This window comes from Anaerovibrio sp., assembly GCF_045637405.1.
In the GTDB taxonomy this organism is placed as follows: domain Bacteria; phylum Bacillota; class Negativicutes; order Selenomonadales; family Selenomonadaceae; genus Anaerovibrio.
Genome location: NZ_JAZTZI010000112.1, coordinates 1 through 13,865 on the forward strand (window position 1 = coordinate 1; position 13,865 = coordinate 13,865).

General features: G+C 43.5%; 12 protein-coding genes and 3 tRNA genes. 10 read left to right on the forward strand and 5 right to left on the reverse strand.

Going from position 1 to position 13,865, the window contains the following annotated elements; genetic code table 11:
* The first annotated feature begins 282 nt into the window (after positions 1–282).
* The 5 genes from ACKI5G_RS07790 to ACKI5G_RS07810 all read left to right on the forward strand — a co-directional run bounded on the left by ACKI5G_RS07790 (position 283) and on the right by ACKI5G_RS07810 (position 1,875).
* Positions 283–786, forward strand: coding sequence for a methyl-accepting chemotaxis protein (locus tag ACKI5G_RS07790; RefSeq protein WP_027397899.1), 504 nt, complete (start codon positions 283–285; stop codon positions 784–786).
* A 129-nt stretch (positions 787–915) separates the two neighbouring features.
* A tRNA-Val gene (locus ACKI5G_RS07795) sits at positions 916–991 on the forward strand.
* 43 nt (positions 992–1,034) lie between these two features.
* Positions 1,035–1,111: transfer RNA gene (locus tag ACKI5G_RS07800), tRNA-Asp, on the forward strand.
* Positions 1,112–1,116: 5 nt separating this feature from the next.
* A tRNA-Phe gene (locus ACKI5G_RS07805) sits at positions 1,117–1,192 on the forward strand.
* Between the two features lie 68 nt (positions 1,193–1,260).
* The gene (locus tag ACKI5G_RS07810) at positions 1,261–1,875 is read left to right on the forward strand and encodes a DedA family protein (RefSeq protein ID WP_407399213.1); all 615 of its coding nucleotides are present in this window, start codon (positions 1,261–1,263) and stop codon (positions 1,873–1,875) included.
* Between the two features lie 73 nt (positions 1,876–1,948).
* Here ACKI5G_RS07810 and ACKI5G_RS07815 read toward each other — a convergent pair whose 3' ends face one another.
* Positions 1,949–3,046 (reverse strand): hypothetical protein, encoded by a 1,098-nt coding sequence (locus ACKI5G_RS07815; protein WP_407399215.1) that lies wholly within the window; start codon positions 3,044–3,046, stop codon positions 1,949–1,951.
* Positions 3,047–3,340: 294 nt separating this feature from the next.
* On the opposite strand from ACKI5G_RS07815, the gene ACKI5G_RS07820 reads away from it, so the two are divergent.
* The gene (locus ACKI5G_RS07820) at positions 3,341–4,657 is read left to right on the forward strand and encodes a flagellin (protein ID WP_407399217.1); all 1,317 of its coding nucleotides are present in this window, start codon (positions 3,341–3,343) and stop codon (positions 4,655–4,657) included.
* A 117-nt stretch (positions 4,658–4,774) separates the two neighbouring features.
* Positions 4,775–6,682, forward strand: coding sequence for a fructose-bisphosphatase class III (locus ACKI5G_RS07825; protein WP_027397895.1), 1,908 nt, complete (start codon positions 4,775–4,777; stop codon positions 6,680–6,682).
* 101 nt (positions 6,683–6,783) lie between these two features.
* Here the strand turns inward: ACKI5G_RS07825 and ACKI5G_RS07830 are convergent, their stop codons facing one another.
* Genes ACKI5G_RS07830 through ACKI5G_RS07845 form a run of 4 tightly spaced genes read right to left on the reverse strand, consistent with a single transcriptional unit; the run spans position 6,784 to position 9,480 of the window.
* Positions 6,784–7,314 (reverse strand): 2-oxoacid:acceptor oxidoreductase family protein, encoded by a 531-nt coding sequence (locus ACKI5G_RS07830; RefSeq protein ID WP_027397894.1) that lies wholly within the window; start codon positions 7,312–7,314, stop codon positions 6,784–6,786.
* Positions 7,311–8,135, reverse strand: a complete 825-nt coding sequence (locus ACKI5G_RS07835) for a 2-oxoacid:ferredoxin oxidoreductase subunit beta (RefSeq protein ID WP_407399220.1) — start codon at positions 8,133–8,135, stop codon at positions 7,311–7,313. Before ACKI5G_RS07835 ends, ACKI5G_RS07830 begins: the two co-directional genes overlap by 4 nt.
* Positions 8,135–9,283 (reverse strand): 2-oxoacid:acceptor oxidoreductase subunit alpha, encoded by a 1,149-nt coding sequence (locus ACKI5G_RS07840; protein ID WP_407399222.1) that lies wholly within the window; start codon positions 9,281–9,283, stop codon positions 8,135–8,137. Before ACKI5G_RS07840 ends, ACKI5G_RS07835 begins: the two co-directional genes overlap by 1 nt.
* Entirely contained in the window at positions 9,280–9,480 is a 201-nt protein-coding gene (locus ACKI5G_RS07845) for a 4Fe-4S binding protein (RefSeq protein ID WP_027397891.1), read from the reverse strand. The genes ACKI5G_RS07840 and ACKI5G_RS07845 overlap by 4 nt, the downstream gene beginning before the upstream one ends.
* A 308-nt stretch (positions 9,481–9,788) precedes the next feature.
* Here ACKI5G_RS07845 and pheA point away from each other — a divergent pair, with 308 nt between their 5' ends.
* The 3 genes from pheA (at position 9,789) to ACKI5G_RS07860 (ending at position 13,588) form a co-directional block, all read left to right on the forward strand.
* The gene (pheA, locus tag ACKI5G_RS07850; protein WP_407399224.1) at positions 9,789–10,646 is read left to right on the forward strand and encodes a prephenate dehydratase; all 858 of its coding nucleotides are present in this window, start codon (positions 9,789–9,791) and stop codon (positions 10,644–10,646) included.
* 202 nt (positions 10,647–10,848) lie between these two features.
* On the forward strand, positions 10,849–11,883 hold the full coding sequence (gene aroF, locus ACKI5G_RS07855) for a 3-deoxy-7-phosphoheptulonate synthase (protein WP_407399226.1): 1,035 nt from the start codon (positions 10,849–10,851) through the stop codon (positions 11,881–11,883).
* 55 nt (positions 11,884–11,938) lie between these two features.
* Positions 11,939–13,588 carry an ATP-binding protein gene (locus ACKI5G_RS07860; RefSeq protein WP_407399228.1) on the forward strand — a complete coding sequence of 550 codons (1,650 nt, stop codon included), beginning with the start codon at positions 11,939–11,941 and terminating at the stop codon, positions 13,586–13,588.
* Positions 13,589–13,865 lie beyond the last annotated feature (277 nt).

The window sequence follows — 13,865 nt, forward strand, 5'->3', positions numbered from 1 at the left end:
GTTAAGCACATAAACGCCGAAAGTACTTGGCTGGAGACGGCCTGGGAGGATAGGAAGTTGCCGGTTAGAAAAGAGCTGTTTCTGATGAGATGGCTCTTTTTTATTGTTTATCCAGGCCGCCTCGGCGTTTATGTGCGTAGATAGTTTCAAGCACAGATATAAAGTTGCAGGTACAAAAAAATTTTATCTTTTTTTATACATTTGCAGGTATAGATGATTATATGTCGAATATAAATCTTTAGACACAGTTATCATTGGATAAATATAGGGAGGACATATGATATGGCAATAGATAATGAAGCTCAGAGCACCTTGGTAAAGGACATTGTTAGTTATGCGGATGTGGCTTTTGATGAGACAAGTTCTCTGGGAAGAAGTGCAGCTAAGTTTAATGAAGTAGGTCAGGAGTCTGTTCAGCAAGCCAAGCTGTTGGCAGAAAAGAATGCTGAGACCATTAAGGCTCTTGGAATAATTGCTGAGATTGCTGAGGAGACCAATTTACTGTCACTTAATGCTTCTATTGAGGCTGCCCGTGCCGGCGAGCAGGGCCGTGGATTTGCTGTAGTAGCAGAGGAAGTAAGAAAGCTGGCAGAACAGTCCCGTAACGCTACTGAGAGCATCAAGAAGACCTTGAATGAAATGAATAAGGCTGTTACCGATATTACAGCTTCTATTAATGCTATTGAGGCTATGGGCCGTGAGCAGGCTGGTGCTGCAGAGCGCATAAATGCCAGTCTTACCAAGGTTGTGGATACATCCAAGGAGCTTAAGGCGTCTATGGAATAATTGAAATTAGAAATAAGTATTTTAACATGCCTGATATTGTATTATCGGGCATGTTTTTTTCTTGACATCATATTTTCTTTCCTGTATAATAGCAAATGTTGTGAGCAGGATATATTCCTGTTGGATAGAGGGCGCTTAGCTCAGCTGGGAGAGCGTCTGCCTTACAAGCAGAATGTCAGCGGTTCGATCCCGTTAGCGCCCACCATAACAATTCCACGAGTTTATCTCGTGTTAATTTTACTAATAACGGCCCGGTAGTTTAGTTGGTTAGAATGCCGCCCTGTCACGGCGGAGGTCAGGGGTTCAAGTCCCCTTCGGGTCGCCATTTTTGCCTCGGTAGCTCAGTTGGTAGAGCAGGGGACTGAAAATCCCCGTGTCAGTGGTTCGATTCCGCTCTGAGGCACCATATAGTTTAGACGAGTCCGGTTTGGGGCTCTTTTTTTGTATTTTACTTATGACTGAAAGGATGTTTCTATGTCACAATTTGCTGATGTTTTTCTGGGCTTTATTGACCAATGGGGATACTTGGCAGTAGCAGTTCTCATGGGTTTGGAAAATGCCTGCATTCCTATTCCAAGTGAGTTGATTTTGGGGTTTGCCGGTTATCTGATATACATTGACCGCATGACCTTCTTTATGGCTACAGTTGCCGGTATGATAGGCGGTATGGTGGGATCCATTCTCACCTATTATGTAGGTCATTTAGGCGGGAGACCTTTTGTTGATAAATACGGCAAGTATTTCTTCATGAAGAAATCCCATGTGGATATTGCCCAGGAGTGGTTCGATAAATATGGTGTAAAGGCTGTATTCTTCAGCCGTATGTTGCCGGTTGTCCGTACCTTTATCTCCTTGCCAGCTGGTTTTGCCCATGTGGATATCAAGAAGTTTATTTTCTACACTTTTGTTGGTTCACTTCCTTGGACTATGCTTATTTTGGGAATTGGCATGATGCTTGGCGAGGGCTGGAAGGTTATGATGGAGGTCGGTCATGAAATCAGTATTGCCTTCTGTGCGATTCTGGTGCTGGTGGCTGCCGTTACTTATTACAAGTATAGCAAGAGAAAAAAGGCAAAAAAAGAAGTGTGATAGTACTTTCTATATTTGTTTAATATTATAAGAATCCCGTGGTGAACAATCACCACGGGTATTTTTTTAGGAATTATGGAATTGTTGAGGTTTTGCTGCTGCTGATGGCGGTGTTCTTCACCACATCATCTGTGCGATAATCTATGTCCATGGCATCCTTTTGATATGATTTGGCAACGTTAAATTCATTAGGTGAATCTGTTTCCAGTGCTTCTATAAAATGCCTCCAGGCTTCAATGGTTAGCCTTGTGGATTCTTTTCTTTGGGCTGCCAGATACTGGGCACCATCATTTACAGGGATATTATCCAGTTCCTGTTGACGTTTTTCCAGGGCCGGAATAATATCAGAACGGATATAGGAAACCATTTTGCTTCTCATATTGGCAGTAAGAACACCATCAGAGGACTTGTCCAGTTTCTTGAATCGTGTTTGCTGACTGTCCAAAATATCATTATATTTTTCGATGATATCGGCAGTGGCATCCATATATTTGTTCAATCCCTTTTCTTGGATAGGACTCAGGAAATCAAGATAGTCACGGTAGTTTTTGATTTCACATACCTTCCAGTCACCATCACGCTTTGTCATGAGAACATTGAGGGTAAAAAGGGTGTTTGTATAGTTGTCCTTAACAACGATTTTGGCAATGGCTTCATTAGAGCCGCTTTTTCTGATGCTTTCTATTTTCACAAATTCTGTGTTGCGGAGCTGGGAGCGTTCCACCAGATATTCATAATCTATACCCAACTGGCGTCCCTTTAAGAGGTTGCTTCCTGTAGGTACAGACCATTTGCCGGTAGGGATATAATCCAAAATCAGGGAATTTGTATCACTGACTACCTGAGGCTTTATCTTCATGTAGAAGGTTTCAAACATCACCTTAGTTTCCGTGGTGAGGTGGCTGTCATGGGCAAACATATCCCGGGTCAGGTCATCATAGGCTCTGCCAGTAATGCTTTCCAAGTCACAGTATCTTTCTATAGTTGCCTGATCCTTAGTTTTAAAAGCCTGCTGTAATTTATTCAAAGCATATTCTGGTGTTGAGGCATAAAAGAAATACCAGAATACATATCCTAGAATTGCGGATAAAAGTATAATAGCAACAATTCGCTGAATTCTTGTTCGTCTACGACCTTGGGCAAGCATGTCCTGCCAGTCGATGTGTTTCATTATATAGAAATCCTCCCTTGAGGTTAAATATCACTCGTATTATTATAACGCATTTGTTCAAATTTTTCTTCAAAAAAGAAAAATATTCTATTTAAGCGTTTCGACGAGGTTTAAGTATTTCTCGTCATAACGCATTTGTTCAAATTTTTCTTTAAAAAAGAAATATTATTCTCAGAAAAAATCATAAATTTTATTTAATTATTCTACTGTAAATGTCGATAAATATATACAAGAATAATGATGTCATGGAGTATCAAGGATGATACATTAGCAACAGGCAGGGAGGTAATACGTATGGCTACCATCGGTTCATATGCCCAGCAACTATCGCTCCTCAATAAGATGAATTACAACTTCAAAATGGCAATGAAGAGTGCTAATCAGGTTGCTACCGGCAATAGGGTTAATTCGGCCAAGGATGATACTTCGATATATGCTATTGGTAAGCGTATGGATGTGGAAATAAGTGCTCTGGGTCAGGCAGCATCCAATGTACAGACGGGCAATAGCATGTTGAATGTGGCAAGCGGTGCCATGGATAACACTTTGGATATATTGACCACTTTAAAGGAAAAGGCTATTGCTGCCGCGAACTCCACGGCAAAGGATAGTGATCGGGCTACTATTCAAAAGGAGTTAAATCAGTATATAGACCAGATTAACGATAATTCTCTTGTAACCTATAATGGCAAGTATTTGCTCAATGGTTCAAATAAGGCGGCCACTCTGGAAACAAATCAGGCTTATACCAACAGCAGTTTAGGTCTGGATACTACCGGAGCTACCAAGCTCACTGATCTTACCCGTCGTCAGGGAGACAGCCTGAATATTGATGCAACAGATACTATAAATGTTTCCTTTGTAAAGGATGGCAAAACCTATTCCACCTCCTTTACTGCCGGGGAATATACCCTTGAGGATATTTTCAAGAAGGCTAATGAAGCCGGGGCTGGAGATGTGTTTGATACTTCATCTATGGATACAGCCACCTCTGTAATTGGTACTGATGCCAGCGGTAAGGAAATTCATACAGTAGACGACCAGAACGCCATTACCGTTAAGGCGGCTCAGGCAGGTACTGCAGGCTCCATTGCAGGCTTTACAATTTCTGTTACGGATGCTGAGGGAAATGTGAAGAAGTCTACCAATACGGCTTTGGATGATTTTACTGAAACTATTGGGGCAGCAGATACCAGAGGGGATAATTCCTTGGTGCTTCATACTGGTTCCGAGTCTACCCAGAATATGCATGTGGCATTTGGGGATACCAGTGCCAGAGGGCTGGGTCTTCAGGGGTCTGACGGTTCCTATTTAAGTGTTGGTACCCAGGAGGATGCCAATGCTGCTATCAATGTTATTGATAACGCTATTAATCGCATTCTTGACCAGCAGACAAGCGTAGGTGCTATGCAGTCAAGACTTGATTACACCCATAACAATTTGGTTACCCAGCAGACCAATGTTACTGATGCAATGACTACTATTATTGGCTCTGATATGGCAAAGGCCATTACACAGTTTACTAGCTACAACATTCAGATGCAGGCTTCACAGGCTATGCTGGCTCAGTCCATGAGCAACTCCTCATGGTTCCTGAATTTATTGCAGTAACGTAAAACATGAAAAGGGACTGGTAAAACAGTCCCTTTTTTTAGTACAATAGGAGTTAAGGAAAAGGGGTTGTTTAACCCTTAGTTTTAGACGTAAAAAAAGAAAGGCACTTAACTGATGAAAGCACCAATTACGAATTTGCAAAAACAGAAGCAAAGATATTTAAGGCTGCTGGCAGAGAAGTATCCTACCAAGGAATCGGTATATTCAAACCTGATTCATCTTCAGGCAAGCCTTAGCCTGCCAAAGGGCGTTGAGCATTTTTTAAGTGATTTGCACGGTGAGTATGAGCTTTTTTATCATATTTTCAACAATTGCTCCGGCGTTATCAAAGAGAAGGTGGATTATGTATTCGGTGCCCGCCTGACCGATGAGGAAAAGGCTGAATTTTGCACTCTTATATATTATCCAAAGGAAAAGATTGAACAGATGAGGGATAAGCGCCGCAATAATCCTGAATGGTACCGGGAAAGTCTGGCCAGACTCCTTGAAGTAGTAAAGCTCATGAGCTACAAGTATCCTTTGGACAAGGTGAACAGCTTTGTTCCGAAGCGTTACCGCAGCGTTATTATGGAGCTGTTGAACACTCATCCTGAGGCTGATCATGCCCAATTCATTTATCATAAGCGGCTTTTGAATATGATTGTCCAGGTGGATGGGGCATCAGATTTTATTATTGCTCTTACTATTTTGATAAAACGGCTGGCAGTTGACCACATGCATATTGTGGGAGATTTCTTCGACAGAGGAAACCGTCCTGATGCTATTATGGAAATGGTGATGAATTATCCGTCAATTGATATCCAGTGGGGCAATCACGATGTTATGTGGATGGGAGCGGCCTGTGGCAGTGATGTTTGTATTGCTGGTGTTGTTAGGAACAGCTTAAGATACAACAACACTGACGTCTTGGAAAAGGGGTATGCTATTAGTCTTAGACCTCTATCTCTGTTTGCCCATAGGATTTATCCTGATGAGAGCCCGTTAAAGGCATCAGAAAAGGCCATGTCCATGATTATGTTTAAGCTGGAGGGGCAGCTTATTAAACGTAATCCGGATTTCCATATGGACAGTCGTTTGTTGTTGGAATATATTGACCACAAGACCTCCTGCTTCAAAAAGGATGGGAAGAAATATGAGTTATCCTCTGCCTACTTCCCAACCATAGATCCTAAAAATCCTTATGAGCTGACCAAGGAAGAAGCGGCCATTATGGAGCATTTAAAGTCCTTCTTCATTGAAAGTGAGCCATTGCGCCGTCATGTGGATTATCTGTATAAGCATGGCAGTGTTTATACCTGCTTTAATGGAAATTTACTTTTCCACGGCTGTGTGCCTCTTAATAATGACGGCTCCTTTAAGGAAGTTACCTTTGATGGCAAGAAATATAAGGGCCGCGCTTATCTGGACTTTGTAGATCAGCTGGCCAGAAAAGCCCAGTCGGGTAAGGACCAGCGAGCTTTGGATTTCATGTGGTTCCTGTGGAGCGGTCTCCTTTCTCCAATCAGTGGTCGTGAGTTCCGCACCTTTGAGCGCATGTTCCTTGTGGATGAGTCCACCTGGAAGGAGCCTGCAGACCCATATTATAAGTTGATAAACAAGGAAGAGGTTTGCGAAAAAATTTTGGAGGAGTTTGGCCTTGATCCTGAGGAGGGTCATATTATCAACGGCCATGTTCCTGTAAAGGTAAAGAAGGGGGAGACCCCTGTAAAGGCCAACGGCAAGGCCATTGTTATCGATGGCGGCTTCTGCCGTGCTTATCACAATAAGACCGGCATTTCCGGCTATACCCTTATATCCAACTCCCGTGGCTTAAGGCTTCTGGAGCATCAGACAGTGGCAGATGTAAAGGAAGCTCTAAAGAATAACAAGGATATTGAGTCTGTATCCGAAACGCTGGAGCTGCAATCCAAAAACACCAGTGTGGGGGATACTGACGAGGGCAAGATTATTCAGGAAGAAATTACAGACCTCTATAATCTATTAACAGCGTACCAGAATGGAACATTGAAGCCTAAGGATTAATATTATCTGCCTATTAAATATGACATAAAAATACCTCCTGAGAGGAGTGGCGTGAGCTATTCCCATCAGGAGGTATTATTTTTTAGATTATTTTGTTGGTATTATTTTTCCGGAACAGCATCCCAGCCCACCTGAAGAGCTTTCATGTTCTGCTCTACAGTGTGAGGTGGTACACGGTTGGCAACGGCCTTTTTGATGGATTCAAAATCAACGAGACCGGTTATGCGAACCAATGCACCTAAAGCCACAATATTGGCAAAGAGGGATTTTCCGATTTCCTCTACTGCCAGCTTGGTAATAGGGATACGAATAATATTTTTAAATTTAGGTGGTTCAGGTACCAGATCGGTATCCAGCACAAGAACTCCTTCAGGATTCAGGTCAGCATAATATTTATCTGCGGCCTTCTGGGTCATGGCCAGAACCAGATCCGGCACCTCAACATGAGGATGATAGATTGGCTGGTCATCAATAATAACCTCGGATTTGGAAGCACCGCCGCGGGCCTCAGGGCCGTAGGACTGGGACTGAACAGCCTCCTTGCCTTCTGCTACGGCAGCTTCAGCAAAAATAATAGCAGCGGTTATTACACCCTGGCCACCAGAGCCAGATAATCTAAGCTGTTTTCTCATTTATCAGCACCTCCTGCAATCTGAATAACCTCGTTGTATGCAGTTGCATAATCTGTTTCGCTTTCATTGTAGAAGAGGCCGATAGGGAACTTTTCCTCAGTCTTCTTTTCCTCTGGCAGTTTGTCCCAAGCTGCCTTCATAACAGCATTGTCACGCATCCACATCATCATCTTGGCAGGGTCAGCCATCTTGTTCTTACGTCCGAAGGAAGTTGGACACTGGCAGATGGCCTCTACAAAGGAGAAGCCCTTGTTGTCGATACCACCGACAATCATGTCAGTAAGGTGCTGAACATGGAAGGCCGTGGAGCGGGCTACATAAGTAGCACCAGCAGCTTCAGCCAGACGGCAGGCATCAAAGTTTCTGTCAATGGCACCATAAGGAGCCGTGGTGGCCTTCTTGTGGGTAGGAGTCATAGGAGAAGCCTGACCACCAGTCATACCATAGATACTGTTGTTAAAGAGAACCACAGTAAGATCCACATTACGACGGCAACCATGAATGAAGTGATTGCCACCAATGGCGGTACAGTCACCATCACCTGTGATGACAATGACATTCAGTTCAGGATTTGCCAGCTTGATGCCGGTGGCAAAAGGAATAGCACGGCCATGAGCTGTATGGAGAGTATCGAAATCCATATAGCCGGAAGCTCTTGAGGAGCAACCGATACCGGAAACTATAACTGTTTTATCCTGGTCCAGGCCCTTCTTTTCAATGGCCTGAACAATAGCCTTCATAACAATACCGTTACCACAGCCTGGACACCAGAGGTGTGGCAGGCGATTCTGACGAAAATATTTTTCAAAAGATCTTTCCATTATGCCTTACCTCCTGCTACAAGCTCATCAATACCAGCTTCAATTTCTGCCGGTTCAAAGATAGTCATGTCATATTTTGCACAGAGCTCTACAGGGCACTTGCCGGCAACAACACGTTCAACCTCACCTACAAGCTGGCCATAGTTCAGCTCGGCCACAAGTATACCCTTAACCTTTTCAGCTATTTTCTTAATAGCCTTGTCAGCAAATGGCCAGATAGTAATAAGGCGTACCATACCTACCTTGATTCCCTTTTTGCGTGCATTGGCAACAGCTTCATAAGCTGTACGGGCAGTGCCACCGAAGGCAACTACTGCATATTCAGCATCATCCATGAAATATTCCTCTACATGGGTGATTTCATCCCTGGCAATGTCAATTTTTTCGTGGAGGCGCTTGGTTACCTCACGGGTAATCTTTGGACTGCCAATAGGGAAACCGGTATCATCATGGATCAGACCGGTAACATGAATGTGGTAGCCTTCACCAAAGTTGGCGGTGTTGGGTACCAGATCCTTGTCAGGCGTAAATGGCTCGTAGCCTTCTGCTCTGGAGCAGGTAGGCTTGCGGCGTGGATAGATTTCGATGGCTGCTGCCTCAGGAAGCTCCACCTTTTCCCGTAAGTGGCCAACGATTTCATCCATTAGTAGAATAACAGGAGTGCGGAACCGTTCAGAATAATTAACGGCCATAACGGCAGTATCAAATGCTTCACGCACACTCCATGGAGACAGAGCAATCATCGGATGGTCACCATGGGTACCCCAGCGGGCCTGCATAACATCACCCTGGGAAGGGGCAGTAGGCTGGCCGGTGGATGGACCCACACGTTGAACATTTACGATAACAACTGGAATTTCAGCAGCAGCAGCATAGCCGATAAGCTCCTGCTTCAAGGAAATACCAGGACCGGAGGAAGCAGTAACAGCTTTTTTCCCAGCCAGAGATGCGCCTAAAACAACACCCATACTGGCAATTTCATCCTCCATCTGAACAAACTTGCCTCCTACAGTTGGCAACAGCTTTGCCATACCTTCCGCAACCTCTGTAGAAGGTGTAATAGGGTAACCGCCAAAGAAGCGTACGCCTGCCGCTAACGCGCCCTCTACACAGGCCTCATTTCCTTGCATCAATCTCGCTTTACTCATGCCTTCACCTTCTTATCTACAAAAATTGCATAATCTGGACAACGAAGTTCGCACTGACCACAGGCAATGCAGGCATCGGCATTAACTACCATTACCTTTCCCAGCTCGTCCACGGCAAGAACCTGCTTTGGGCAAAATGCCACGCAGATACCACACCCCTTGCACCGCGGCAGCTTGATAGTAATTTCGGAATTCATTTTCTCCCCTCCAATTACTCAAATAATACACATGGCATTCTTTTAGAAAAAATCTAATGATGCACTCTTAACTAGATTATATCAGAATTTTGTCAATATTTAATAAATTTATCAAACATTTTTCAAAAAAATGTAATAGTATAACAGATTTCTATATCAAATTGTTATAGAAACTATACCAATCAAAAAACAAATGTCAATATATAAGGCGTTGACTTGTAACATCATTGCGGAATTGCAGCATAAATATTATAATATCTCTAAAAAATTACAGTAATAATAAAAGCTTATGTTAGGGTGGTTTGTCAGTGGAAAAATTAGGTTATTTAGGTCCGGTGGGTACTCATAGTGAAGCGGCAGCATTGTTTTTGAATAATCAGCTCCCGGAGAGCTGCGAGCTGGTGCCACTGCCTAATATTTACGCAGCAATTCATGCTGTAGAGACAGGAGTAGTGGATACCTGTCTGGTACCGGTAGAAAATTCCATTGAGGGCTCGATTAATATTACCCTTGATACATTGGCAAACAGTGATGGACTGAAGGTTATCCGTGAACTTATATGGGGTGTGCATAATCATCTTATGACCCGGGATCCTCATACGCCTGTTACCAAGATTCTCTCCCATGCCCAGCCTTTGGCCCAATGCAGAGAATATCTGATGAATAATTATCCCCATGCTGAACAGGATGCGGTGGTAAGCTCTGCTGCTGCTGCTACCCAGGTGGGAGAGATGCCGGAGGATAGCGGGTGGGCTGCTATCTGTACTGAACGGGCGGGAGAAATGAATGGTCTTGTGGCCCTTGACCACAATATTGAGGACCATCACAATAATTCCACCCGGTTTTATCAGCTTGCCCGCAGTGATTATCAGGCGGAGCTTCCTGAGGAAAAAACGCTGATTATTTGTCAGATTGATGGTAAGGATGCGGGACGTCTTTGCGAGGTGCTTTTGGAAATGGCTACCAGGGATGTGAATATGACCCGTATCGAATCACGCCCTGCAAGAACAGGGTTGGGGGAGTATATTTTCTTCTTTGATGTGGATGTACCGAAAAGAATAGTAAATCTTGATGCGGCTATGCACGGAATCCGTCGCAAGAGTGTGTGGCTAAAAAATCCGGGGCGCTTTCCCGTTATTCGTGCAGATAACAAAAAAGAGGTGTGATGTATATTTTGCCTTTGGCAAAATATGAACAATGGCGTTATAATATTAAAAAAGAGTTTTTTTCCGATGCTAACGGCTGCTAAGACTCCTACTTCTAAGGTAGGAGTAAAGCATCCGTAAAGCCCTGGGTAAAATTCAACTAAATTCAGGTGGAGTTTAAAACTCCATCTGAATAAAGTATCATTTTATTACGAGGTATTTAATGGTTATTATTATGCGGGCTGGTGCTGATGATAACAGCATTCAGGAGGTTATAAAGGCAATTGAATACAACGGTCTCTCCGGCAAGGTTATGGAGGGAGAGTTTCAGACAATTATAGGCGTTATAGGTGACCGGGAAAAGATGTGCTGTCTTAATGTAGAGTCACTTGAAGGTGTAGAAAAAGCAGTGAGTATTTCTAAGAGTTATAAGTTGGTAAGTCGCGAATATCATCCTCAGCCTACAGTGATTGATATAGGTGGAGTTAAAATCGGTGATGGAAATTTGGTGGCTATAGCTGGTCCCTGTGCAGTGGAATCCAAGGAGCAGATAATGCAGGCCGCTGACATAGTAAAGTCAGGAGGTGCTCAGTTCCTAAGGGGAGGTGCTTACAAGCCAAGAACTTCACCTTATTCATTCCAGGGCTTGGAGGAGTTGGGGCTGAAATATTTGGCAGAGGCCGGTGAGCGCACAGGACTGAAAATAGTTTCAGAGGTAACTGAGGTTGAAAATGTAAATAAGGTTGCTGAGTATGTGGATGTGCTCCAGATTGGCGCAAGAAATATGCAGAATTTCCGGCTTCTTAAGGAAGTGGGGCGACAGAATAAACCTGTTCTGTTGAAGCGTGGTATATCCGCAACTATAGATGAATGGCTGAATGCAGCTGAGTATATTATGAGTGAAGGAAATGAGCAGATTATTCTGTGTGAGCGCGGCATCAGGAGCTATGAGGAATATACCCGTAACACGCTGGATTTAAGTGCTGTGGCGGCAGTTAAGCATTTGTCCCATTTGCCTATTATTGTGGATCCAAGCCATGGAACCGGCAAGTGGCGTATGGTAAAGCCAATGGCTTTTGCAGCTGTGGCCGCTGGAGCTGACGGTCTCATGATGGAAATGCACCCTGACCCGGCCAAGGCCCTTTCTGATGGCTCACAATCCTTAACCCCTGAGCACTACAGGGATATAATGGATGGTGTCAGCCGACTGGCTGCATTTTTGCAGGAGTCAGGTTTGGCAATACGTGATATTGGATAGTAATTGTTTTTAGACCTGTTTGTAAAAGTATTTTTATATAGGACGGAATGGTTATATGAGCGAAGACAATGTAAAAGACAAAGAAACTAATAGTGGATTGGCTGAGAGTGATATGGAACGCGTAGTTATTGAACGGGCTATCCATGATAATGTAGATTTTATCGGTTACATTGATGTAAAGTCCGGAAAAATACGGATATTAAGGCATAATGACACTTTTTTCAATGATGATATGGAGCTGGTTTCTGATTATGACAAAGCCATAGGTCATCTTATTAGTGAGCATATGCTGGAAGAAGACAAGAGCATTTGCCAAAAAATGCTACGGTTGTCCAATATCGTGGAAACTGTAAACATGTTTGGCGAATTTACCGGCACCTTTAAGTTATTCCATGAGAATGGCAGAGCTCTGCATTACAAAAAATTTACCCTTCGCTATATGGATAAAAAGGCAAAGGACGTTTTGATTGCGGTACAGACGGATATTACGGAAATTACCACAGAGAACCGTCAGATGCAGGATGCCATGCGTGGTGCCCTTAAACATGCTGAGAGTATAAGCAGGGCGAAATCCCAATTGCTGTTCCAGATGAGCCGGGAAATCAAGACGCCACTGAATACTATTGTCAGCATGACCGAGCTGGGAAAGGGACGCTCTGAGCAAAAGGATTATGTTAATTATTGCCTTGATAAAATAGATGCGTCGTCTAAGGTTATACTGGATATGATTGAAAATGTTCGGGCTCTTGCCCATGTGGAAAACAATGATATCCAGCTTAACAATGATGTGGTGCTCTTTCAGCCATTTATTGAAACCTTGGCAGGAAAGGCTAAGACTGATGCCTATGCCAAGAAGATTAATTTCCAGCTGGAAGTGGACCCTAATGTGGCCAAATGCTTCCGCTTTGATGCTGACAGAATGCGTCAGGTTCTAAAAAATATCCTTAATAATGCCATTAAATTCACCAAGCGTTTTGGAACGGTAACGTTAATTGTCAAATGTATGGCCGAAAAATATGGCAGACAGTCGCTGGAAATTTCCGTAAAGGATACTGGTATAGGTATTGATGACAGCTTTAAGCCAAAGGTATTTGAAGCATTTTCCCAGGAGTCTGAGGATAATGTTTATGGTGGTTCTGGCCTTGGGCTGGCTATTTGCAACCATATTATTAAGAAAATGGGCGGCATCATTGATTTTGACAGCACCAAGGGCGTGGGCTCCACCTTTAGGATAAATGTGGATCTGGATGTGGCCACCTCTACTTATCAGCCAAAGGATTCTGGGGAAGATATTTGTCATGGACGCAGAGTGTTATTGGCTGAGGACAATGAGATTAATCTGGAGATTGTCAAACAGCTGCTGCTGGCAAGGGGGATGGTGGTTGATACAGCCGAAAATGGACAGGAGGCTTTGAGTCAATACATGTCCAATGCACCGGGAACCTATGACCTTATATTGATGGATGTGAGGATGCCTTACATGGATGGCCTTGTTGCCACCAGGAAGATAAGAACATCGGGAAAATCTGACAGTAAAAAAGTGCCAATTTTGGCTCTGACCGCCAATGTCCGGGAAGAGGAAATAAACCAATCCTTTGAGTGTGGCATGAATGCCCATCTTACAAAGCCTGTCAACGTGGAAGATTTATACAGATGTATTGAAAAGGGGCTGCGGGGGGAGTTGTCCCGCAATAACGAAAACTGATATTTAACGCAAAAAAGAAGTTCAGCTTTAGACCTTGGTATTGGGTCGTAGCTGAACTTCTTATATTGTATAAAGAAAACCACGCGATAGTCGCGTGGTTCAGAAAAGCTTTAGCTATGAGTCCTAAAACAGTAACACTCCTGATGTGTTATTATAATATCGTGACCTGCCAGTTACGATAAATAACACATCAGGAGGACATACTATGCAAGATGATAGTACGCACGCAAAAAGTTTAGCACATACAAAATGGAACTGCAAGTATCATATAGTATTT